Annotated in this window: 23 protein-coding genes; 1 reads left to right on the top strand and 22 read right to left on the bottom strand. The window is 29.3% G+C overall.

All coding sequences use genetic code 11. The annotated features are described in order from the left end of the window. Positions 1-53: 53 nt before the first annotated feature. From DIC82_10105 to DIC82_10080, 6 genes are all read right to left on the bottom strand, one after another. Positions 54-971, bottom strand: coding sequence for an elongation factor Ts (locus DIC82_10105; protein ID AWK51358.1), 918 nt, complete (start codon positions 969-971; stop codon positions 54-56). An 89-nt stretch (positions 972-1,060) separates the two neighbouring features. Further along, the gene (gene rpsB / locus DIC82_10100) at positions 1,061-1,762 is read right to left on the bottom strand and encodes a 30S ribosomal protein S2 (protein ID AWK51357.1); all 702 of its coding nucleotides are present in this window, start codon (positions 1,760-1,762) and stop codon (positions 1,061-1,063) included. Positions 1,763-2,026: 264 nt separating this feature from the next. Continuing rightward, entirely contained in the window at positions 2,027-2,803 is a 777-nt protein-coding gene (locus DIC82_10095) for a GTP-sensing pleiotropic transcriptional regulator CodY (GenBank protein AWK51356.1), read from the bottom strand. Positions 2,804-3,034: 231 nt separating this feature from the next. Beyond that, positions 3,035-5,131, bottom strand: a complete 2,097-nt coding sequence (locus tag DIC82_10090; protein ID AWK51355.1) for a type I DNA topoisomerase — start codon at positions 5,129-5,131, stop codon at positions 3,035-3,037. Between the two features lie 45 nt (positions 5,132-5,176). Further along, a complete protein-coding gene (gene dprA, locus DIC82_10085; GenBank protein AWK51354.1) occupies positions 5,177-6,232 on the bottom strand; it encodes a DNA-protecting protein DprA in 1,056 nt (351 codons plus the stop codon). 16 nt (positions 6,233-6,248) lie between these two features. Then, entirely contained in the window at positions 6,249-7,769 is a 1,521-nt protein-coding gene (locus tag DIC82_10080) for a magnesium chelatase (protein AWK51353.1), read from the bottom strand. Positions 7,770-8,114: 345 nt separating this feature from the next. On the opposite strand from DIC82_10080, the gene DIC82_10075 reads away from it, so the two are divergent. Then, entirely contained in the window at positions 8,115-8,483 is a 369-nt protein-coding gene (locus DIC82_10075; GenBank protein AWK51352.1) for a YraN family protein, read from the top strand. A gap of 62 nt (positions 8,484-8,545) precedes the next feature. Here the strand turns inward: DIC82_10075 and DIC82_10070 are convergent, their stop codons facing one another. The 16 genes from DIC82_10070 to DIC82_09995 form a co-directional block, all read right to left on the bottom strand. Further along, a complete protein-coding gene (locus DIC82_10070) occupies positions 8,546-9,358 on the bottom strand; it encodes a ribonuclease HII (GenBank protein AWK51351.1) in 813 nt (270 codons plus the stop codon). Beyond that, positions 9,342-10,211: a ribosome biogenesis GTPase YlqF gene (locus tag DIC82_10065; protein AWK51350.1), complete on the bottom strand. Its 870-nt coding sequence runs from the start codon at positions 10,209-10,211 to the stop codon at positions 9,342-9,344. The genes DIC82_10070 and DIC82_10065 overlap by 17 nt, the downstream gene beginning before the upstream one ends. A 64-nt stretch (positions 10,212-10,275) precedes the next feature. Further along, entirely contained in the window at positions 10,276-10,626 is a 351-nt protein-coding gene (locus DIC82_10060; protein ID AWK51349.1) for a 50S ribosomal protein L19, read from the bottom strand. Between the two features lie 132 nt (positions 10,627-10,758). Continuing rightward, entirely contained in the window at positions 10,759-11,478 is a 720-nt protein-coding gene (trmD, locus tag DIC82_10055) for a tRNA (guanosine(37)-N1)-methyltransferase TrmD (protein AWK51348.1), read from the bottom strand. Further along, a complete protein-coding gene (gene rimM, locus DIC82_10050; protein ID AWK51347.1) occupies positions 11,468-11,965 on the bottom strand; it encodes a 16S rRNA processing protein RimM in 498 nt (165 codons plus the stop codon). The genes trmD and rimM overlap by 11 nt, the downstream gene beginning before the upstream one ends. 124 nt (positions 11,966-12,089) lie before the next feature. Then, positions 12,090-12,317: a KH domain-containing protein gene (locus DIC82_10045; GenBank protein AWK53065.1), complete on the bottom strand. Its 228-nt coding sequence runs from the start codon at positions 12,315-12,317 to the stop codon at positions 12,090-12,092. Between the two features lie 48 nt (positions 12,318-12,365). Further along, the gene (locus tag DIC82_10040) at positions 12,366-12,611 is read right to left on the bottom strand and encodes a 30S ribosomal protein S16 (GenBank protein ID AWK51346.1); all 246 of its coding nucleotides are present in this window, start codon (positions 12,609-12,611) and stop codon (positions 12,366-12,368) included. 224 nt (positions 12,612-12,835) lie between these two features. Next, positions 12,836-14,191 carry a signal recognition particle protein gene (locus DIC82_10035; GenBank protein AWK51345.1) on the bottom strand — a complete coding sequence of 452 codons (1,356 nt, stop codon included), beginning with the start codon at positions 14,189-14,191 and terminating at the stop codon, positions 12,836-12,838. Between the two features lie 12 nt (positions 14,192-14,203). Beyond that, on the bottom strand, positions 14,204-14,533 hold the full coding sequence (locus tag DIC82_10030; protein ID AWK51344.1) for a putative DNA-binding protein: 330 nt from the start codon (positions 14,531-14,533) through the stop codon (positions 14,204-14,206). A gap of 257 nt (positions 14,534-14,790) precedes the next feature. Next, a complete protein-coding gene (locus tag DIC82_10025) occupies positions 14,791-15,699 on the bottom strand; it encodes a signal recognition particle-docking protein FtsY (GenBank protein AWK51343.1) in 909 nt (302 codons plus the stop codon). A gap of 12 nt (positions 15,700-15,711) precedes the next feature. After that, positions 15,712-19,275: a chromosome segregation protein SMC gene (gene smc / locus DIC82_10020; protein ID AWK51342.1), complete on the bottom strand. Its 3,564-nt coding sequence runs from the start codon at positions 19,273-19,275 to the stop codon at positions 15,712-15,714. Between the two features lie 207 nt (positions 19,276-19,482). Further along, positions 19,483-20,511, bottom strand: coding sequence for a radical SAM protein (locus tag DIC82_10015; protein AWK51341.1), 1,029 nt, complete (start codon positions 20,509-20,511; stop codon positions 19,483-19,485). Continuing rightward, the gene (locus tag DIC82_10010) at positions 20,504-21,202 is read right to left on the bottom strand and encodes a ribonuclease III (protein ID AWK51340.1); all 699 of its coding nucleotides are present in this window, start codon (positions 21,200-21,202) and stop codon (positions 20,504-20,506) included. The genes DIC82_10015 and DIC82_10010 overlap by 8 nt, the downstream gene beginning before the upstream one ends. A 388-nt stretch (positions 21,203-21,590) precedes the next feature. Then, the gene (acpP, locus tag DIC82_10005; protein ID AWK51339.1) at positions 21,591-21,821 is read right to left on the bottom strand and encodes an acyl carrier protein; all 231 of its coding nucleotides are present in this window, start codon (positions 21,819-21,821) and stop codon (positions 21,591-21,593) included. 81 nt (positions 21,822-21,902) lie between these two features. Next, a complete protein-coding gene (locus DIC82_10000; GenBank protein ID AWK51338.1) occupies positions 21,903-22,904 on the bottom strand; it encodes a phosphate acyltransferase PlsX in 1,002 nt (333 codons plus the stop codon). A gap of 128 nt (positions 22,905-23,032) precedes the next feature. Next, complete coding sequence (locus DIC82_09995) at positions 23,033-23,215, bottom strand: 50S ribosomal protein L32 (protein ID AWK51337.1); 183 nt, start codon at positions 23,213-23,215, stop codon at positions 23,033-23,035. Position 23,216 lies beyond the last annotated feature (1 nt).

The raw sequence follows: 23,216 nt of genomic DNA, 5'->3' as shown, positions 1-23,216 counted from the left end.
TTTACTTTATTCTTTAAAAAAAGAGAACACAAAGTGTTCTCTTTAGGTTTAAACTATTTACCGATTTGTCTTGCAACTTCTTCAGCAAAGTCTACCTTTTCAACTTCGATTCCTTCTCCTCTTTCGTATCTTACGAATCTAGTTACTGTAATTGGAGAACCAACCTCTTTAGATTTCTCTTCTAAGAATTTAGCAATTGACTTATCGCCATCTTTAACCCATGGTTGTTCTAAAAGACAAACTTCTTTAAAGTACTTATTAATTCTTCCAATAACCATTTTATCAACGATTTTTTCTGGCTTTCCTTCATTTAAAGCTTGAACTCTATATATTTCTTTTTCTTTTTCCATAGATTCTGTATCAACATCATCTTTACTTAAGAATAATGGATTTGATGCAGCAATTTGCATACAAACTTCTTTCCCAACTTCTTCAAGAACTTCTGAATCTTTGTCACAAGCAACTTCTACTAGAACTCCAATTCTTCCGCCACCATGAATATAGCTCTTAACCACTCCATTTTCAATAGAGAATTTAGTGAATCTTCTAACTGACATGTTTTCACCAAGTTTTGCTATTAAAGCTTTTAAGCTTTCTGAAACTTTAACTTCGCCTTCAATTTTTTGGTCAAGAATTTCTTCTACTGTAGTAATTGAATTTTCAACTACTATTTTAGCTAACTTATCAGCAAATCCAACAAATTCTTCATTTAAAGCAACGAAATCTGTTTCACAGTTAAATTCAAGAACTGCTCCAATTTTCTTATCATCTGCAATATATGTTTTAACTACACCTTCTGCAGCAACTCTACTAGATTTTTTAGCTGCATCGGAAAGTCCTTTTTCTCTTAAAAATTCAACAGCTTTTTCGATATCTCCATCTGTTTCTACTAAAGCCTTTTTACAATCCATCATTTTAGAACCAGTCATTTCTCTTAGTTCTTTAACTAATTGTGCACTTATATTTGCCATAATCTAAATTCCTCCTAAATAATAAAGTAATCCTTTAACTTCTAATAAAAGGGCAGTAAAGTGAACCTCACTTACCCTTTATATTTGAATTATTCAGCTAATTGTTCGCCTTGTCTTCCTTCCATAATAGCATCAGCCATTTTAGCAGTTATTAATTTAACAGCTCTAATAGCATCATCGTTACCTGGAATTACATAATCAACTTCTTCTGGATCACAGTTAGTATCTACAATTGCAACTACTGGTATTCCTAAAATCCTAGCTTCTAATATAGCATTCTTTTCTTTTCTTGGATCAACGATAAACATTGCTCCAACATTTTCAACGTCTAAATTTCTGATACCGCCAAGATTAGTTGTAAGCTTTTCCATTTGTCCCTTAAGCTTTATAACTTCTTTCTTAGGAAGAACATCAAAAGTTCCATCTTCTTGCATTTTTTCTATTTGTTCTAATTTTCTTATTCTACCTTTAATAGTAGAGAAGTTTGTTAACATTCCACCTAACCATCTGTTATTTACGAAATGCATGTTACTTCTTATAGCTTCGTCTTGAATTGCTTCTTGAGCTTGCTTTTTAGTTCCAACGAAAAGTATATCTTTTCCTTCTTCAGATACTTGTTTAATAAAGTTATAAGCTTCTTCAGCCTTCTTAACTGTTTTTTGAAGATCTATAATATAGATTCCGTTTCTTTCTGTGAAGATATAAGGAGCCATTTTAGGGTTCCATCTTCTTGTTTGGTGACCGAAATGTACACCTGCTTCTAATAATTGTTTCATTGATATAACTGACATTTTGTTACCTCCTTGGTTTTTACCGCCACTATCTTTAGCTTATAGATTTCCCTTAAATTAAGGGCACCTAATCTATAAATTGGATAATGTGTGTATTTCTTATCTTAAGTAGTATATCATAAGGTATTTAACGTATCAACAAAAATTTTTTATTTTTGACATTTTTAAAAAATCTACTTATTAAATATGTGCTATTTCATTTTCATTTATAACACTTTAAACGTCAAAAATAGCTATAGAATTTTTTACCTATAGCTACTTAATTTATTTAATCTTTTTTAATTCTTCTGTTAATTTTTCATTTAATATTTTAATATAAGTTCCTTTCATGCCAAGCGATCTAGATTCAATAACACCAGCACTTTCAAATTTCCTTAATGCATTCACTATAACACTTCTAGTTATTCCTACTTTATCTGCAATCTTTGAAGCTACCAATAAGCCTTCGCTTCCATTTAATTCTTCAAATATATGTTCAACCGCTTCTAGTTCAGAATAAGAAAGAGTTCCTATAGCTAATTGGACAACTGCTTTTTTTCTTGTTTCATCTGCAATTTCATCTTGCATAGCTCTAAGCATTTCCATGCCTACAATAGTTGCACTATATTCTACTAATACTAAATCTTCATCAGTAAATGCATTACCAAATCTAGCTAATATTAGTGTTCCTATTCTTTCTCTACTTCCTATAATCGGAACTATTGTTGATAGCTTATCTACTTTTTTGCAATTACCAATTTCTTGAAATACGCATCTGCCTTCGTTAGGAAGATTTGCCAATGTTTCGTTAACTTGTAAAAGCGACTTATTATAATCTTCCGGAAATTTTTTATCTTCTATCACCTTTTTTTTCATAGCTTCACATTCAAAATCATTGCCAAAAGTATATCCAAGTACTTTGCCTTTTCTACTTATTATATATGCATTGCATTCAAGAACTTCACTTAACAGTGTACATATATCTTGGAATGCTACAGGTTCTGTGCCAGTCTTCTGTAAGATCTTGTTTAACATTCTAGTTTTACTTAATAGTGATGACATATCATTATCCTCCTTGGCAACTGTATAACAATATTATTTAAGCATGAAAAATAAATGTCTAAAGATACCTTAAATAAAAAGAATAAAATTGTTAGAAAATTCTTAATTAATCGAATTTTTTTACAAGTTGCTATTAACACTAGTTTATCATATAAAATTCTGATTTTCAACACTCTTTTTTTTGCAATTCGACAAAATAATATTTATTCTTCGTCACATCTTTTTTTATATTTATTTTTCTTCTTCTGTTATATCTTTTTTTAAATCTTCTTTATAATTACATTCACTGTTTGAACATTGTATATACTTTCCTTTTGATTTTGAATACTTCAATACCATATAAGAATTACATTCAGGGCATTTATCTTTTACTGGTTCATACCAACTTACAAATTTACATTCTGGATATCCCATACATCCAAAGAATTTTTTCCCCTTTTTGCTTTTTTTAACCACTATAGTTTTCCCGCATTCTGGACATGGTACATCCAATTCTTCAACTATAGGCTTAGCATTTTTACATTCTGGATATCCTGGACATGCTAAAAATTCACCATATCTGCCTCTTTTAATAACCATCATACGTCCACATTTTTCACATTTCACATCACTGACCTTGTCTTCAATTACAACCTTTGATATTTCTTTTTCAGCCTTTTCAATAGCAATTTTAAGTGGATCAAAAAATTCTCCAACTATTTTTGTCCAATTTTCATTTCCATCTTCTACATTATCAAGTTTTCTCTCCATATCCGCTGTAAAATCTACATCTACTATTTGTTCGAAATATTCACTCATAATATTATTTACTATATCTCCAAGTTCTGTTGGTACTAAGTTTTTCTTTTCACGAATAACGTAGTTCCTTCCAAGTATAGTTGAAATAGTTGGTACATAAGTACTTGGTCTGCCTATACCTTTTTCCTCTAATAATTTAACAAATGATGCTTCTGTGTATCTAGGTAACGGTTGAGTAAAATGTTGAGTCCCTTTAAGTGAATCTGTTTTAAGTTCTTCATTCTCCTCTAATTCTGGTAATAATACTGAATTTTCGTCATCTTCATTTGAATATTCATATATCTTCATAAAACCATCAAAAGAAATTACTGAACCTGATGCTTTAAATTTATAATCGCCATTTAATATATCTATTGAATTTGTATTTAGTTCACATGATTCCATTTGGCTTGCTACAAATCTGTTCCATATTAATGAATATAATTTAAATTGTTCTGAATTCAAGTTTTCTTTTGCAATTTGTGGTGTGATTTCCGTATAAGTTGGTCTTATTGCTTCATGGGCATCCTGAATATTTTTTTTACCTTTATATATTCTTGGAGAACTTGGCACATATTTCTCACCATAAGTATTTTCAATAAATTCTTTAGTTTTTGCTTGTGCCTCGTCTGAAATTCTCATTGAGTCAGTTCTCATATATGTTATTAATCCTACTGTTCCGTAACCTTTTATTTCTACACCTTCATAAAGCCCTTGTGCTATAGACATAGTTCTTTTAGTCATAAAATTTAATTTTTTATTTGCTTCTTGTTGAAGTGTACTTGTTGTAAAAGGTGGAAGTGGATTTCTAGTTTTCTTACCCTTCTTTATGTTTTTCACAATAAAGTTTCCAGCTTCAAGTTCATTTACAATTCTATTCGATATTTCTTCATTTTCAATTTCAATCTTTTTTCCTTTATATGTTGAAAGTCTCACAGGAAACTTCTTTCTTTCTTTTTTAAGTATACAATCTATAGACCAGTACTCTTTAGGAATAAATTCATTTATTTCCTTTTCTCTATCACATATTAATTTTAAAGCTACTGATTGTACTCTCCCTGCACTAAGTCCCCATTTCACATTTTTCCATAAAATTGGACTTATTTCATAACCAACAAGCCTATCTAATATTCTTCTTGCTTGTTGTGCATCTACTAAATCTAAATCTATTTTCCTTGCTTCTTTTATAGATGCTTTGACTGCTGATTTTGTAACTTCGTTAAATACAATTCTACATGTGTCATCTTCTGAAATTTTTAAAATATTAGCTAAATGCCATGAAATAGCTTCTCCTTCACGATCTGGATCGGTAGCTAGATAAACTTTATCTGCTTTTTTAGCAGCTTTTCTCAATTTATCAACTAATTCGCCCTTTCCTCTAATAGTTATATATTTAGGAGTATAGTTATTTTCTATATCAACAGCTAATCTACTTTTAGGTAAGTCTCTTACATGCCCCATAGATGCTTCTACAATATAATTTTTTCCTAAATATTTGCCGATTGTTTTTGCTTTTGCCGGCGATTCAACAATTACTAGTTTTTGTCCCATATTACAACTTCATAAAATTTATGAAGTATTCACCCCCTATACATTTTAAATCGTTCTTACATAGTAATTTCCAGGTAAACAAATAATTTCACTTTTTATCTGCATTTCAAATAACAATGCATATAACGCCCCTCTATCAACAGACGTATTTTTAAAAATATCATCTATGTGAACTGGTGAATCTGTTATCATCTCTAATATTTCATTTTTTTCAGGAGTAAACTTCATAGGTTTAATGCGAACATGTTCCAAGCTAAGTATAACTCTTAAATCTTCCACATCGGTACAAATGGTAGCACCATCTCTAATCAATTTATTAGAACCCTTTGCTCCACTATAAAATATTGAACCAGGTACAGCAATAACAGTTTTATGTTGTTCTAGCGCTAACCTAGCTGTTATTAATGATCCACTTTTCTCTGAAGCTTCTATTACTATTATACTTTTACTAAGTCCACTAATTATTCTATTCCTCCTAGGAAAATTTTCTCCTATTGGTGGTGTACCAAGTAAAAACTCAGAAATTACTACGCCATTTTCTGCTATCTTTGAAAACAAAGCTTTGTTTTCAGGTGGATAAGTTATGTCTAATCCACACCCTAATACAGATATGTTACATCCATTATTCTCTAAAGCAGTTTTATGTGCAATTGAATCTATTCCTCTTGCACCTCCGCTTATAAGCGTTATATTATTAGTAATAAGCTCCTTTGTCAAGAGTTTTGTTACAGCCATTCCATAACTAGAGCATTTTCTAGCTCCTACAACTCCTATAGATTTCTTGTTTATAATATCTATATTTCCCATATAAAACAAAAAATATGGAGAATCCAAAATTCCACTCAATTTCTCTCTATATAAAGGATTAGCGTATGTAATATAACCTATACTTTTTCTAGATAATGTCTCTTTGAGATTTGAAACTTCATAGTACAAATCTTCCTTTTGAAAATCTTTTAATTTTTTTGAGATTATTTTATTTTCTTTCAATATATCTTCAAAATTATTATATACATTTTTTGCAGTTTTATATTTATCTATTAGCTTTCTTTTTCGATAATTTGATAGATTAACAAGTATTAACCATAAATCATAATCCATTCATCTGTATCCCCTTCTAAATAATTTCTCCATTAATATTTTTTCTATAACTAAAAGCTTCTAATATATGTCCTTCTAATATGTCATTTTCATTATCTATATCTGCTATTGTTCTTGATAATTTTATAACCTTTCCATATCCTCTTAAAGACACACTTGATGTATTATAATAGTGTTTTAGAATTTCCGTACATTTTTTATTAACTCTACATATTTCAAAAATATCTTTTCCTTTTATATCAGAATTATATTTATATGAAGTGTTTTTTAATCTATCTTTTTGAGTTTCCCTAGCTCTAAGAACATTTTCTCTTATAATTTTTGAATCATATGGATCTCTTTCATTTTTTATTTCATCATAATTCAATCTAGGTACATAATTTACAATATCAATTCTATCTAATAAAGCACTCGAGAATTTTTTAGAATACTTCTTAATCCTAGTATTAAAATAGTACTTATCATCATTACAATCTTTATCTTCATTATTTTCAACAGGATTAAATGCGCCAATTAATAGAAAATCAGCTGGCATTTGATAACTGCCACTAAGTCTATTTATATTTACATATTTTTCTTCAAGAGGTTCTCTTAACGACTCTAAAACTTCTTTTTTAAATTCTAAAATTTCATCCAAAAACAATATTCCGTTATGTGCAAGTGTTATTTCTCCAGGCTTTATTTCTTTTCCACCACCAATTAATGCTGCCCTTGTAGTTGTGTGATGTGGAGCTCTAAAAGGTCTTTTAATATGTGAAATTTTCTTTATAAGGCCACATGCACTATAAATTTTCGCAATTTCTATTAATTCTTCTTGAGATAACGATGGCAAAATTGATATTAATGCTTTTGCAAGCATTGTTTTACCACATCCAGGTTCTCCATAAAGAATAATATTATGATTTCCAGCTGCAGCTATTTCTAGAGCCCTTTTTGATGAATATTGACCTATAATACTGCCATAATCCAATGAATCATAAATTTCTTCACTTTTAAGTTCATCGTTTGCTTCATAAGGTAGTACATCTTCATAGATAATATACGAAATTACTTCTTTCAAGGTTTTTAAAGGATAATACTCTCCTCCTTCAAAATAATAACTTTCTTCTAAATTTTCATAAGGAAAAATAAATTTATTGATTTTCTCCTTAGTACCTTCAATTATTATTGGTATTGTTCCTTTTACTCCCTTCAATTCTCCAAATAAAGATAATTCTCCAAATACTATGCAATCATCCATACTTTTTCTGCATATTTGATTAGACTCCATAAGAATTCCAAGTGCAATAGGTAAATCCAAAAGAGATCCTATTTTCCTTACATCTGCCGGTGCTAAATTAATCGTAATTCTACCTAGTGGAAATTCAAAGCCACAATTTATAATTGCAGCTCTCACTCTCTCCTTAGCTTCTTTTACTGAGGCGTCAGGAAGTCCGACTATATTAAATACCGGTAATCCCTTAGATATATCTACCTCAACATTTATTAAAAAACCTTCCAATCCATTGTGCGTTGCACTAATTATTTTTACTGCCATATAAATCACCCACTAGAGATTATAGACACACTTATAATGATTAATTCTTTAAAAATAAATTTGTTTAACTTATTTTTAAATTGTTAATAATCCTAAATATATAAAAGAAAAACGCAGGCAATAGTACTATATATTTTATGAAACTAATAATTAGTTATGTTTTTCTAATTATGAACTCTTACTGTAAAATACCAACATACTAAGCTATAAAGCATGATTATATATTAAATATTTAAATTACCAATAATTAAGCTTTAAGAAATCACGAAAGTATTTCAACATAAATTGACAATTGATAATTGCAACATATATACGTTAATAACAACTTAAAATTGGAGTGATTTAGTGAAAAAATTAAATAAGGAAATAGGTAATTATTGCGAAAATTTAGTTAAAGATTATTTACAAAAAAATAAATATCATATATTAGATTGTAATTTTAGAAATTTTTTAGGCGAGATAGATATTATATGCATTCAAGATAATTTGTTAATAATCGTTGAAGTTAAAGGTAGATATAGTTATGATTATGGTTTACCTAAAGAATCAATCACTTTTTCAAAACAAAAATCAATAATAAAAGTTGCTAACTCTTATATTTATTATAAAAAACTATTTGATATTAATATAAGATTTGATGTTATAGAAGTTTATTTAAATCCCCAAACTACATTTTTCAAAATAAATCATATAAAGGATGCCTTTAGATTATAAGCAAAAATCAAAAAAGTAAGAGCCCAAATCTTGTATTTGGACTCTTACTTTTTGAGCATGATTTATAATAATTTTGTTAAGAAACTACTTCTATGTATGCTGCATTTTCCATAGGTTTTCAAAGCTTCTATATGTTTTGAAGTGCCATATCCAACATTATTTTCGAAATCATAATTTGGATATTTTTTAGCATATTCTTTCATAAGATTATCTCTATATACCTTTGCAACAATTGATGCTGCAGCAATACAGGCACTTTTTGTGTCTCCTTTGATAACTGACTTATTTTCTATCCTAATATTCTTAACTAAATATCCATCAGATAATACTAAGTCAGGCTTTATACTAAGTGAATTACAACTCTCTAAAAACACTTTATTATTAGAAAAAGATATACCTTTTTCATCTATTTCCTCATTTGAAGAAGCTGATATATAGTAACTCAGTGCTTTTTCTTTTATAATTTCCGAAAGTTCTTCCCTCTTAGATTCTTTTACTTTTTTAGAATCATTTAAATATAAAATCAACTCTTCATCTAGAACATTTAAGTCCAATATAACACTACAAGCAACTATAGGCCCTGCAAGAGGGCCTCTTCCAACTTCATCTACTCCTGCCACATATCTATAGTCTCCAAAAGATTTATCAAAATCATACATTGCTTTAACTCTTTGAACTTCATCTAAATATAAATCTAATTGTCTTTGAATTTTATTTTTAATCGATAATACGTTCTTTCTTTTGTCATTTTCTAACCAATCTATAATTTTTGTGCTATGGCCACTTTTATATAAATCTATTATTGAAATCTTATTTATTTCTTCTTTAATTTCGCTAAACGACAAAGATTTTATATCTTTATTGATTATCATCAGTTTTTTCTTCCACTGGGCGTTCTAAAGAAATGTTACCCATTTTTCCGCCTCTAAACTCGTCAAGTAATATAACAGCTATTCTATTATAGTCAATTTGTCCTCCTGAAATTAGAGTTCCTCGCTTTTTACCTATAGCATCTAGCGTATCTATTGGATTTTCAAAAACTTCTGCTATTTTATATCTTTCTTTTAATTTAGCTGCATAACTTATTTGCAGTCTTTCTACAAGCCTTAAGGCTAATTCTTCTATATCCATTATTTCATCTTTTATAGCGCCTGTAAAAGCTAAATTTAAAGCTGTTATATTATCTTCAAATCTAGGCCACAATACTCCTGGTGTGTCTAAAAGTTCAATTCCTATGTCTGTCTTTATCCATTGTTTACTCTTAGTAACACCCGGTCTATCTCCTGTTTTAGCTATATTATTTTTTCCCAATCTATTTATAAACGTAGATTTTCCTACATTAGGTATTCCAACAACCATAACTCTTGTCGTTATATTATCCATACCTCTTGTTCTTAATCTATCATGCTTTTCTTTTAGAAGAGTTAGTAGCATAGGTTTTATATTTTTAAGTCCATCACCTTTTAAGCAGTTGACTTCTAATACTCTAACATCTTCTTTAGTTAAATGTTTAATCCATTCTTTAGTGACTGCACCATCAGTTAAATCACTTTTGTTTAAAAGTATAATTCTAGGTTTTCCTTCTAATAACTTTTCAATATCAGGATTAGCTGAGCTTCTAGGAATTCTAGCATCTCTTATTTCAATAACAGCATCAACTAATGCTAAATTTTCTTTAATTTCTCTTTGAGTTTTTTTCATATGTCCCGGGAACCAATTAATTACCATGTAGATTCCTCCTTATATTTATTTGTAAGTATAAAAAAAAGGACTGAAACAGTCCCTTTTAATACTATCTAGTTAATAATTCTTTAACTTTAGCAGATTTACCAACTCTATCTCTTAAGTAGTAAAGTTTAGCTCTTCTTACTTTACCTCTTCTTGAGATTTCGATTTTCTCGATGATTGGTGCATTCATTGGGAAAGTTCTTTCAACTCCAGTTCCTAAAGCAACTCTTCTTACAGTGAAAGTTTCTCTTAACCCACCATTTTGTTTTTTCATTACAGTACCTTCGAACATTTGTACTCTTTCTCTTGTACCTTCTTTAACCTTAACATAAACTTTTATGTTGTCTCCAACTTTAAAGTTTGGTAGGTCAGTTCTAATTTGTTCAGCTTCAATAGCTCTTATTATTTCGTTCATTGTGTATTCCCTCCTTAAAGATAATTTGACGTTCTTAACATAAAATATACTGACAGAGGAACGCCCGTACTAACACGTTTTTAATCATATCACATATTTTTTTATTTTTCAACAAAAATTATGTATTATATTTTATTTATCTGTACTATTCTTCAAAATCTTAATATCCTCTTTAGTCAAAGTTATATCTTTATATAAATCCGGTCTATTTTTTTTAGTTATATTCAGAGACTTAACCCGTCTCCATTTCCTTATATTTTCATGATGTCCAGATAATAATACTTCTGGTACCTTATGCCCCTCAAAATCTTCCGGTCTAGTATATTGAGGATATTCTAATAATCCATTATAAAACGATTCTTCCATAAAGCTTTCTTCTTTTCCAAGAATGCCTGGAATAAGTCTTAAAATGGAATCTATAACTGGAATTGCCGCCATTTCTCCTCCAGTTAAAACAAAATCACCAAGTGAAATTTCCATATCTATGTGTTTATAGACTCTCTCATCTATCCCTTCATAATGCCCACATAGAAATATGAGATTTTCTTCTTTACAAAGGTCTTTTGCAAGTTCTTGATTAAAAGTCTTTCCTCTAGGCCCTAGAAATATAACCTTGCCTTTGTTATTTTCCTTGGCTTTCCTTATGGTATCCACTATAGGTTGAGGTGCCATAACCATACCTGGTCCACCACCGTAAGGATAATCATCAACTTTTTTATGTTTATTCAAAGTATAATCTCGTATATTTAATAAACTGAAGTCAACTAAATTATTTTCTCTTGCTCTTCCTATAATACTATGTTCAAAAATAGAAAACATCTCAGGGAATAATGTCAATATGCTAATCTTCATCTTGCCATTCACCAACTGGTTTAATAACTATCTTCTTAGAATTAATGTCAACGCTAAGTACTATATCTCTAAGAACTGGTATTAATAATTCTTTAGGTTTTTGAATCCAATATACATCATTATTAGGAGTGTTTATTATATCAAATATTTTTCCAAGTTCTTTTCCATTCGTATCATATACTGTACATTCTTTCAAATCTGAAACATAATAAGTATCTGGTGGAAGTTCAGGTTCATTATCACTTGGCACTTCAATATACTTTTCTTTATATGTTTCGGCATCATTCATAGAATCTATTCCTTCTATTTTCAATATAACCCTATCCTTTTGAAATTTAACTCCTAAGATATTCTTTTCTACTCCACCTACTAAAACAGTTTTTAGACGTTTAAATTTATTAACATCTTCTGTTAAAGGATAAACCTTAACTTCACCTTTAATTCCATGAGTATTTATGATTTGACCAATTTTAAATAATTTATCCATTGTTTTCACCTCTATTTTTATATATTTAAGATAATTAACGTATATACTATAGAATATACATCAATTTAGTTTTTAATTATTTTATATACCTAAAAAGAGTTAGGTTAACCCTAACTCTTAATTTTTAGATGATTTCTACTATAACTCGTTTATTTTGTTTAACTGCTACAGCTTTTATAACTGTTCTTATAGCCTTCGCAATTCTTCCTTGCTTACCTATAATTTTACCCATATCTTCAGGTGCTACTGTTAATTTTAGTATTATGGATTGTTCTCCATTTACTTCATTAACAGTAACTGCATCCGGGTTGTCAACAAGGGATTTAGCCATAAATTCAACTAATTCCTTCATAAACGTCCACAATTAGTATGTACCAATTGTAGAATTCACCTCCAAAAATTACTTAGTAACGCCTGCATTAGTGAAAAGTCTTTTTATTACATCTGTTGGTTGTGCTCCCTTAGCAATCCATTCAGTAGCTTTTTCTTCATTGACTTTAAAGTCAACTGGTTCAGTTAATGGATTGTAGTATCCAATTTCTTCGATGAATTTACCATCTCTTGGTGCTCTTGAATCTGCAACAACTATTCTATAGAAAGGTGCTTTTTTAGAACCCATTCTTCTTAATCTAATTTTTACTGCCATTTTTAATTTCACCTCCTTTAAATATAATTATATATTTTAGGTATCGCATCAAGTGAAACTTGATTCAGGTGGGGTTTGATCCCCATCTGAATCTTAGTTAAACTTATAACCTCAAGGGTCACCTCGTCCAGGAGCGTGCAGCCGTTATCTGCCACTTGAAGAAGTGGGCGTGTTACGGATGCTAGCTATCGGATAAAAATACTTAACCAAATATGTCTTTTTTTCTAGAATGGTAGCTTACCAAATAAGCCGCCGCCCTTCTTTGATTGCTTTGTCAATGACTTCATTTGTTTCATTTGCTTTTTCATCATTTCAAAGCCCTTCATAAGCTTATTAACTTCTTGAACACTTGTACCTGATCCTTTAGCTATTCTATTCTTTCTTGATGGCGATTTTACTATAAGATTCGGATTTTTTCTTTCTTTAGCTGTCATCGATTGAATAACTGCCTTAGTTTTATCAAGTGCTTCTGTTCCTTTATCAAAATCAACCCCTTGAAGTTCTTTCGAATTCATACCAGGTATCATTTCCATAATTTTATTTAACGGTCCAAGCTTCTTCATTTGTTCCATTGCCATTAGGTAATCTTCAAAATTAAATTCTTGATTTAACATTCTCTTGCCTAAGTCAGCAGCGTCCTTTTCATTGATAGCTTCTTGAGCCTTTTCAATAAGTGATAATACATCACCCATTCCAAGTATTCTTGATGCCATTCTGTCAGGATGGAACACTTCAAAATCATTCATTTTTTCGCCAATACCAGCGAATTTGATTGGTTTATCAATTATGCTTTTGATTGAAAGTGCAGCTCCACCTCTAGTATCACCATCTAACTTTGTTAATATAACTCCACTTAAGTCTAAATCATTATTAAAACTTTCTGCTACATTAACAGCATCTTGACCTGTCATTGAATCAACAACTAATAATATTTCTGATGGTTTTACATTTTCTTTTATATTTTTTAGTTCCTGCATTAATTCTTCATCAATGTGAAGTCTACCTGCAGTATCTATAATAACTACATTATTTCCATTATCTTTTGCATGAGTTATTGCCTTTTTTGCAATTTCAACTGGATTCACTTTATCCCCCATAGAGAATACAGGAATCTCAATTTGTTTTCCTACAACCTCTAATTGTTTTATAGCTGCAGGTCTATAAATATCACATGCTACAAGTAATGGTTTCTTATTATCTTTTCTAAGGTTTAACGCAAGCTTACCACACATAGTAGTTTTACCCGCTCCTTGTAGTCCAACTAACATTATAACTGTAAGTCCTGAACTACTGTAGTTAAGTTTACTTTCACTTCCACCCATAAGATTAGTAAGTTCTTCATTAACTATTTTTATTACATGTTGTCCTGGTGTTAAGCTTTCAAGTACTTCATTCCCAACACATTTAGAACTAACAGAAGAAATAAATTGTTTAACAACTTTATAGTTAACATCTGCTTCTAATAAGGCAAGCTTTACTTCTCTCATAGCTTCTTTTATATCTTTTTCATTCAACTTTCCTTTGCCTTTTAATTTTCTGAAAGTCTCCTGTAATTTTTCACCTAATCCTTCGAAAGCCATGTTATCTCCTCCTTATAAATTTTCTAGTTTTTCTTTATACTTTATAATATCCTCATTATTTATGGAATACTTATCTTTTAAACACTCTAAAAAATTTATAATTTCCTTTTCTCTGTTCATACTCTTTTGAAGTAAGTTAAGCTTACTTTCATAGGATAGAAGTTGTTTATAACATCTCTTGATTAAATCGTGTGTAGCCTGACGACTCGTTTTATTGAGTTCTGCTATTTCAGATAAAGATAAATCATCATTATAATACCACTGCATAATTTCATTTTGCTTTTGTGTTAATAATGGACCATAAAAATCCACAAGCAACGAAATTTCAACTCTATCTTCCATTTAATCACCTTACCCACAAAAAAGATTTTAACAGGATTTTTTATATGTGTCAAGTACTTTTACTTAACACATTTAAATAATTGACAATTCTCCATGTACAATTGACAATTTAGGATGAAACTCCTGCCAGAGTTGCGTTTAATTATTAATATTTTTCTCATGTTTGAAACGATCTTAGTTGTGCTTAATAAGTTTCTAATTGTGCTTTGCACTCTTTTCAGCAATTGTTAACTGTTAATTGTCAATTGTTAATTGATTTAAATTAGTGCTTCAGCAAATCCTTCTGCATCAAATTTTTGGAGATCATCAATGCCTTCTCCTACGCCTATATATCTAACTGGGATATTTAAACTTTGCTTTATGGATAAAACTACCCCGCCTTTTGCAGTTCCATCTAATTTTGTTAATATTATACCATCAATAGGGCATGCCTCCATAAAGTGTTTAGCTTGGATTACAGCATTTTGTCCTGTAGTTGCATCTAAAACAAGCAATGTTTCTTTTTTATAACCTTCTAATTCTCTGTCTATTATTCTATTTATTTTTTCAAGTTCGTTCATTAAATTCTTTTTATTATGAAGTCTTCCTGCTGTATCACAGATTAATAAATCAACATTTCTAGCTTTTGCTGCTTGTATGGCATCAAAAACTACTGCCGCTGGATCTGAACCTTCTTGATGTTTTATTATATCTACCTCTGATCTAGTGCTCCAAACTTCAAGTTGATCTATAGCTGCTGCTCTAAATGTATCTGCTGCAGCTAATAATACTTTTTTTCCATCTTGTCTGTTTTTAGCAGCAAGCTTTCCAATAGATGTAGTTTTACCAACACCATTCACGCCAATTACAAGCATTACTTTTTTTGCTGTTTCGTCATCTTCATAAGAACCTTCAAGTAATATATCTTTAATTACTTCCTTTAGCGCAGGCTTAACCTCTTTAGGATCATTTATTTTTTCTTTACGTATCTTCACTCTTAATCTTTCAATAATATCTACAGTAGTGTCCATGCCTACATCTGATATAATTAATATTTCTTCTAGTTCATCATATAAATCCTCATCTATAGTTATTGCTAAATTTAAAACTTCATTTATTTTATCAGTTAATCCATCCCTAGTCTTTGTTAATCCTTCTTTTAGTTTATTAAATAAATTTCCAAACAAATTCATTTCCTCCTAATTAAAATTTTCTGATAAGTCTACTGATACTACTTTTGATATTCCTTTTTCTTCCATAGTTACACCATATATAATGTCACTAACTTCCATGGTACCTTTTCTATGAGTTATAATTATAAATTGAGTATTTTTAGAAAATACTTTTAAGAATTCTGCATACCTATAAACATTAGCATCATCTAGTGCTGCTTCTATTTCATCTAATATACAAAATGGAGTTGGCTTCATTTTTAAAATTCCGAAAAGTAATGCTATTGCCGATAAAACTTTCTCTCCGCCTGACATTAAATTTATATTTTGAAGTTTTTTACCTGGCGGCTCTACATTTATATCAATATTAGCTGTAAGCTCATCACCTTGCCCTAAAATAAGTTCTGCACTGCCACCTTTAAATAACTCTTTAAAAGTCTCATTAAAGTTGTAATTTAGAATTTTAAAGTTTTCTCTAAATAAAATTTTCATTTCATTAGTCATATCTTTAATCACAGAATTTAATTCTTCTTTAGCTTTCTCTAAATCTTCAGCTTGTGCTGCCATAAATTCATACTTATCTTTTATTTCTTCATATTCTTCAATAGCTGCTAGATTTACGGTTCCAAGTTTTGTTATTTTACTCTTTATAGCAAAAATATCTTGTTTTAAAATTTCTTCATCACTTACCGGTTCACATATATCTAGTGCTTCTGCATATGTTAGGTCCAATTCCTCATTAAGTTTTTTATAAGTATGTTCCTTATCAGTTTCCTTTTTAGCCTTAATTATTTCTCTTTTATTAACTTCCATCTCTTTCAAGCTAATTTCATCTAAAATATTACTTATCATATTATCTTTTTCTTTAAATTGTTGTTTTAGTTTTTCTTTTATTATTTCTTCATTTTTAAACTTTAATTCCAATTTAGTAATGTCACTAATATTTTCTTCTATATTTTTATTTTTAACTTTTATATTTAAATTTAAACTTTCAATGCTATTTTTATTTTCCAAATTTTCTTTATTTAAAATTTCATTTTTAATAGATACATTATGAATTTCTTTTTCCAGACGCGTAAATTCATTTTTTTTATTTTCAATAGCTTCGTCCAAGGTTGCCTTATTTATTTTCATCTCTGTAAGCTTAGTATCATTGTCATTTACTTCTTGTACTCTTACTCTTATTAATTCTTCTAAGTGTATGCTCTTACTTTTATTGAATGTACTTTCATTTTCAATTGACTTAATTTCAACTTCTTTAATTTTAAGCTTTCCAAGGATAATTTCTTTTTCATTGACTATTCTTTCAAGTTCTTCTTTAGATATTTCTAAATTTCTTTTCAATTTATCAGTATCATTTTGTAAGCCTTGAATTTCACTTTCTTTTTTAGTTAATTCAATATTTTTTTCATGAACTGCATCTCTTTTATTTAATATGCCTTCATCTGAGTTTTTTATTTCTTCTTTAATATCTACCACTAATTTCGTTAATTTTTCATAATTATCTTTCTTATCATTTATTTCTTTTGTTAATTCTTCAATTTCTCTTTTTCTACCTAATACGTTAGAATTTTTTCCTTTTATGCTACCGCCAGTTAAAGATCCTCCTGGATTTAAGACTTCACCTTCTAAGGTAACAATCTTATAATTATATCTTCCAATCTGTGCAATTTTGAGCGCACAATCCATATTAGTACAAATTATTGTTCTTCCAAGTACATAATTCATTACATTATCATACTCTTTATCATAAGAAATTATGTCACTTCCAATTCCAATATAACCATTAGCTGTAGTAATGTTTTTATCTAACTCTAGTTTTCTACCTCTTATTATGTTTATCGGCAAAAATGTTGCTCGTCCTAAATTGTTTTTTTTCAAATATCCAATAAGAACTTTAGCTATTTCTTCATTTTTTGTTATTACATTAGATATTGCAGCTCCTAATGCTATTTCTATAGCCGTTTCATAATTCTTTTCAACAGTAAAAACTTCACCTAAAACTTTAGTATCACGAGCTGAGGTAATTTTCTCATTGTGAATTGACTCCATTAACGATTTTACAGACCTATTATACCCTTCATAGTGCTTCTCTAAGTTTTCTAACATTGACTTATTTGCATCAAGTTTAGTTAATATTCTATTTAATTCTCTAAGCTCATTTTCCTTTTTAATTAAATTAGTGGATAGTAAACTTATTTTTTTCTTATCTTCTACTATTTCTAGATTTAACGCATTTATCTTATCTTTCTTACTTTCAATATCATTACTTAATCCCTTATAAGTTCCTAAATTAATCACTATGTTATGTTCTAAAGATGATATAGATGAATTTAAAATTGTTTTCTTTTCTTCTCTAAGTGAAATATCTTTATTTAATATAGTAATCTCATTTTTTATATCTGAATTATTTCTTAAAAATTCAAATTCTCCTTGTTTTAATACTTTAAGCTCTTCTTCAATACTTTTAAGTTCTGTAGAACTTTTTATATTGTGCTCTTCTAGCTTTTCAATATCTTGATTTTTAAACTTTTGTTCTTCTAGCCTTTTAGATAATTCTTCTTCCAATATTATTTTATTTTCATTTATTTGATTTATTTTAGTTGCTATATCACTTAATTCATAGTTATTTCTATTATTTTTTTCTTCAAAACTCTTGATTCTTTCTCTATAAAGTTCAATGTTTTTTTGATTTTCACCAACTAATTCTTTTAAATTATAATATTGTTCTTTATCTTCTAAATTTTTTCTTTCTATTTCCTCTATCTTATTCTCCAAAGACTTGAGTTTTTCTTTATCAGTAGCTATCTCTTTTCGTTTATCTTCAATACCCTTAATTTTCAATTCTAAATCTTCATTGAAACCTTTTAATTCATCTTCCATATTCTTTATGGTATGAACTATAAGTGATACTTCCTTTTTCTTTAAGTCCTTAGAGAATTCATTAAACTCTAATGCTTTTTCTCTTTCAATTCTTAAAGGTTCTATTCTCTCTTCATAAGTTGATAAAATATCATTTATTCTAACCAAATTATCATCAGTATTACTTAACCTTTTTTCTGCTTCTTCTTTTCTATTCTTAAATTTTACAATGCCTGCAGCTTCTTCTAGAAGAGATCTTCTGTCTTCTGGCTTACCACTTAAAATGGCTTCGATTTTGCCTTGTCCAATTAATGAATATCCTTCTTTTCCTATTCCTGTATCCATAAAAAGATTTGTTACGTCTTTAAGTCTGCATTTTGAATTATTTATTAAATATTCAGATTCTCCTGACCTAAATATTCTTCTAGATACTGTCACTTCATTATATTCTGTAGCTAATTGTTCATCACTATTATCAAGTGTTAGTGAAACTTGCGCCAGTCCAACAGCCTTTCTAAACTGAGTTCCAGAGAATATTACATCCTCCATCTTTCCGCCTCGCAGTACCTTCACACTTTGTTCTCCAAGTACCCATCTTACAGCATCAGAAATATTACTTTTTCCACTTCCATTAGGTCCTACAACTGCTGTTACACCTTTTCTAAATTTTAATTCTGTTTTATCAGCAAAGGATTTAAATCCTCTTATTTCCAGAGATTTTAAAAACATGTGCCCACTCCTTACAAATAAAGTATAGTAGGTAATAATCCTATAATAAAAATTACTATAATGAAAATAGCCATTGCAATTTTCATTTTTTCTCTAGTCTTTTTCTTCATATCAAACACTCCCCATTGTAATTTAGTTTATAGTAAAGATTAACAAATATCAATACAACACTTAATTATAATATTAAAAGCGAGAGGAAACCTCTCGCTAATATATTATATCTAATTTTTCATCTTTTAGACAGAGCTTTATATGCCCTCTTTCAATTTTATCATTTTGTTCTACTACAACACGCTTATTATTTTCTTTAATTTTATTAAAATATACTTTTTTATTAGCATAAAGCTTACTTAAGTCTTTAGGATTAATAAGAATTAATGCTTCTTTTTCGTCATGCATATTTTCTAAAATTATATCAACTAATAAGCTTCCTTCAACTAATTCCCTAAAAGAGGGATGAAATGGTCCAGCTATAATATCTCCGCCTTCATTTATACTTTCTGTTGGTTGAAGTCCTATTCTTATTACATTAACATTATTTTTTCTATACATCTCATACATAACTTTACTTATATCCACTGCTTCTTCTAAAGAATATGGAACATACTCATTACATTTATACATTTTTTCCATAGGTGTATCTCTTATAACTAAAGATGGGTATATTCTGCAAATATCTGGTTTCATCTCCAGTGATGCTTTAGTTGTATTTATATCCTTCTCAAATGTATCTCCTGGAAGTCCTGGCATTATTTGATGTCCTAAAACAAATTCATATTCTTTAATTAGTCTAGATGAATTTATAACATCTTGCGCACTATGTCCTCTTCCAGCTTTTTTTAGTACATCTTCATCAAGCGATTGAACTCCAAGTTCTATTATATCAACTCCATACTCTTTAAGATAAGTTAATATATAATCATTAATATAATCTGGTCTTGTTGAAAGCCTTATTTTATCTATATGCTTTTTATCTTTGAACTCTTTAGCTACTTCTAAGAGTTCTTTTTGTTTTTCTTCTCTTATACCTGTAAATGTTCCACCAAAGAATGAAACCTCAATAGTTGCACTCTTATTTTGTATTGTTTCTAAATAATAATTTATTGTACTCCTTACAGTTTGTGATGTAACATCGTCTGCAGCACCAGTTATTCTGTCTTGATTACAAAACACACAGTTATGAGGACATCCTTCATGTGGCACAAATATAGGTATTATATAATAATTTTTACTCATTTGTCTTATCCAATATTTCTAAAGCTTGCTTAGCTGCATTTTGTTCTGATTCTTTTTTACTGTAGCCTGAGCCTTCACCCATAAGCTTTTTATCTATAATCACATTTGTAAAAAATTCTCTTCTATGAGGTGGTCCTTCATATCTTGTTAATTCATATTGAATTACTATCTCTCCATCTTTTTGAAGGAGTTCTTGAAGCTTTGTCTTAAAATCTAATATTATTTCATTATTTATAGCCTTATTTATCACTTCTTCAAAATGAAGTAATATAAAATCTCTTACAAAACCAATACCCTTATCTAAATAAACAGCTGCAAGCACTGCTTCAACAGCATCCGCTTGTATTGAAATTCTTTCTCTTCCACCTGTAAGCTCTTCACCTTTACTCATTCTAATATAAGATCCCAGATTTATTTTTTTTGCAATTTCATAAAGAGAATTTTCACAAACTATCAAACTTCTTATTTTCGTTAATTCGCCTTCACTCTTATGCTTAAAATTATTAAAAAGATATTCCGTAATACAAAGTTGTAACACTGAATCTCCTAAAAATTCAAGTCTTTCATTATATTCAGCATCTTTAAATTGATTCCCAAAAGAACTGTGTGTAAGTGCTGTTTTTAGCAAAGTAGGATTATTGAAACAAACTCCCAAGTTTTCTTCTATTTCTTTAAGTGTATATCTATTCATTTATTCCACTCCTTGAAGTTTATTCTTCAACTTGCTACGACATTTTATTTCAGATATATAATATAACAAATTCAAGAATAAACTAATTAATATGATTTTTAGCTATTCTAGGGCTCCCTTTTTTCAGAGGAGCTTTAAGAACCACCTAGTCTAACCTAATACCCCTTATAAGGCATCTTGGCTCTTTGGATTGTTCGTTTCTTCTTTCTAGGTACATTGTAACCCCTTGGTTACGTGGTGCCCTTGAGAGTACACTAGTTGATCTTTGTGGTTATGCATCTTCCCACAAGAGTATAATGTCAACTAAATTTAGATGAAATATAAAACTTCATCTGAAAAGTTTCATTTTGCAAGAAAATATAAAATCCCGCAATCATGCGGGATTATTTTATTCTTCGTGATGAGCTTTTACGTAATTGACAACATCTCCAACTGTTTTAAAGTTTTCAACGTCTTCGTCAGGTATTTCCATATCAAGTTCATCTTCTAGAGCCATTATAAGTTCAACTATATCTAATGAGTCCGCATTTAAATCTTCAATAAATGATGCTTCCATAACAACGCTTCCTACATCGACGCTTAACTTATCCGCAATAATTGCTTGGATTTTTTCAAACATTATTTTCACCTCCCAAGTTCTACATTTAGATAATAGTATATATTTTTTAAATCGTCAATATTAGTTTTAATAATATTTAAATTAATTTTCGTTTAAAAACTCATTTTTTATATCTTTTAACACATCATTCTCGTAAAAAATCTTAGTTTGCTTAATAGAATTTTTGAATGCTTTTGCATCTGAACTGCCATGAGCTTTTATGCATATTCCATCAACACCTAAAAATGGTGCTCCTCCATATTCTTTGTAATCAAACTTTTTCATAATATTTTTTAATACTGGTTTTAATAGTACTATTCCTAATTTAGATATAATTGATGATTTAAGTACTTCATCCTTTATTATCCCTAAGATACTTGAAGCAGAGCCTTCATACATTTTTAAAGCTGTATTTCCTACAAAACCATCACTTACTAAGATGTTAATGTCCCCTGTAGGTATTTCTCTTGGTTCTACATTGCCTTTAAAATTAAGAGAATTTTCTTCTTTCAAAAGTTTAAATGTTGCTTTTGCAAGTTCATTTCCTTTTTCTTCTTCTTCGCCAATATTTATAAGTCCTATACTTGGATTTTTTACATTAAAAATCTTTTGATAATAGATTTTCCCCATTTTTGCAAATTGAACTAAAAATGCTGGTTTACAATCAACATTAGCTCCAACATCTACTATCATAAAATTTCCACGTCTACCTGGCATTATAGGTGCAAGAGCAGGTCTTTCTACGCCCTTAATTCTACCTACTATTAGCGTACATCCGGCTAAAAATGCGCCTGTACTCCCGGCAGATATTATTCCATCACAAGTTCCCTCTTTAACTAAATTCAACGCCTTAACTATACTAGCATCTTTTTTTCTTCGGAGTGCCATTACAGGGTGTTCACTTGGTAAAATTACTTCTTTAGCATCAATAACAGTAACTTTATCTTTAGGATAAGTATATTTAGCTAATTCTGAGCTTATAATTTCTTTTGGTCCTGTAATATATAATTCAATATTATCATATTCTTTTAGCGCTTGAATTGCACCATCTATTACAGCTACAGGTGCATTATCTCCACCCATACCATCTATAGCTATTTTCATATAATAATCCCTCCTTCATTTAGGCATATTTTTAAAATTATTTATTTAAAGTTGGTTTTTGTTGAATATTGGCAATTATTGTTTATATTATTATGTATATAAGAAAAGAAAGTCATAAAGACTTTCTTTTAGTTTTCAGAAGCTACAACTTCCTTACCTTTGTAAAAACCACAGTTTTTACATACTCTATGAGCAAGTTTCATTTCGTGGCATTGTGGACATTCAACTATGCCAGGTAAACTAGCTTTAAAAGTTTGAGCTCTTCTTTTCTTAGTTCTTGCGCTACAACATTTTCTTGCTGGATTTCCCATA

The organism is Clostridium beijerinckii, assembly GCA_003129525.1.
Classification (GTDB): Bacteria; Bacillota; Clostridia; order Clostridiales; family Clostridiaceae; genus Clostridium; species Clostridium beijerinckii_D.
Note: the sequence above shows the minus strand (reverse complement) of the source record. Positions and strands in the feature narration are given on the sequence as shown.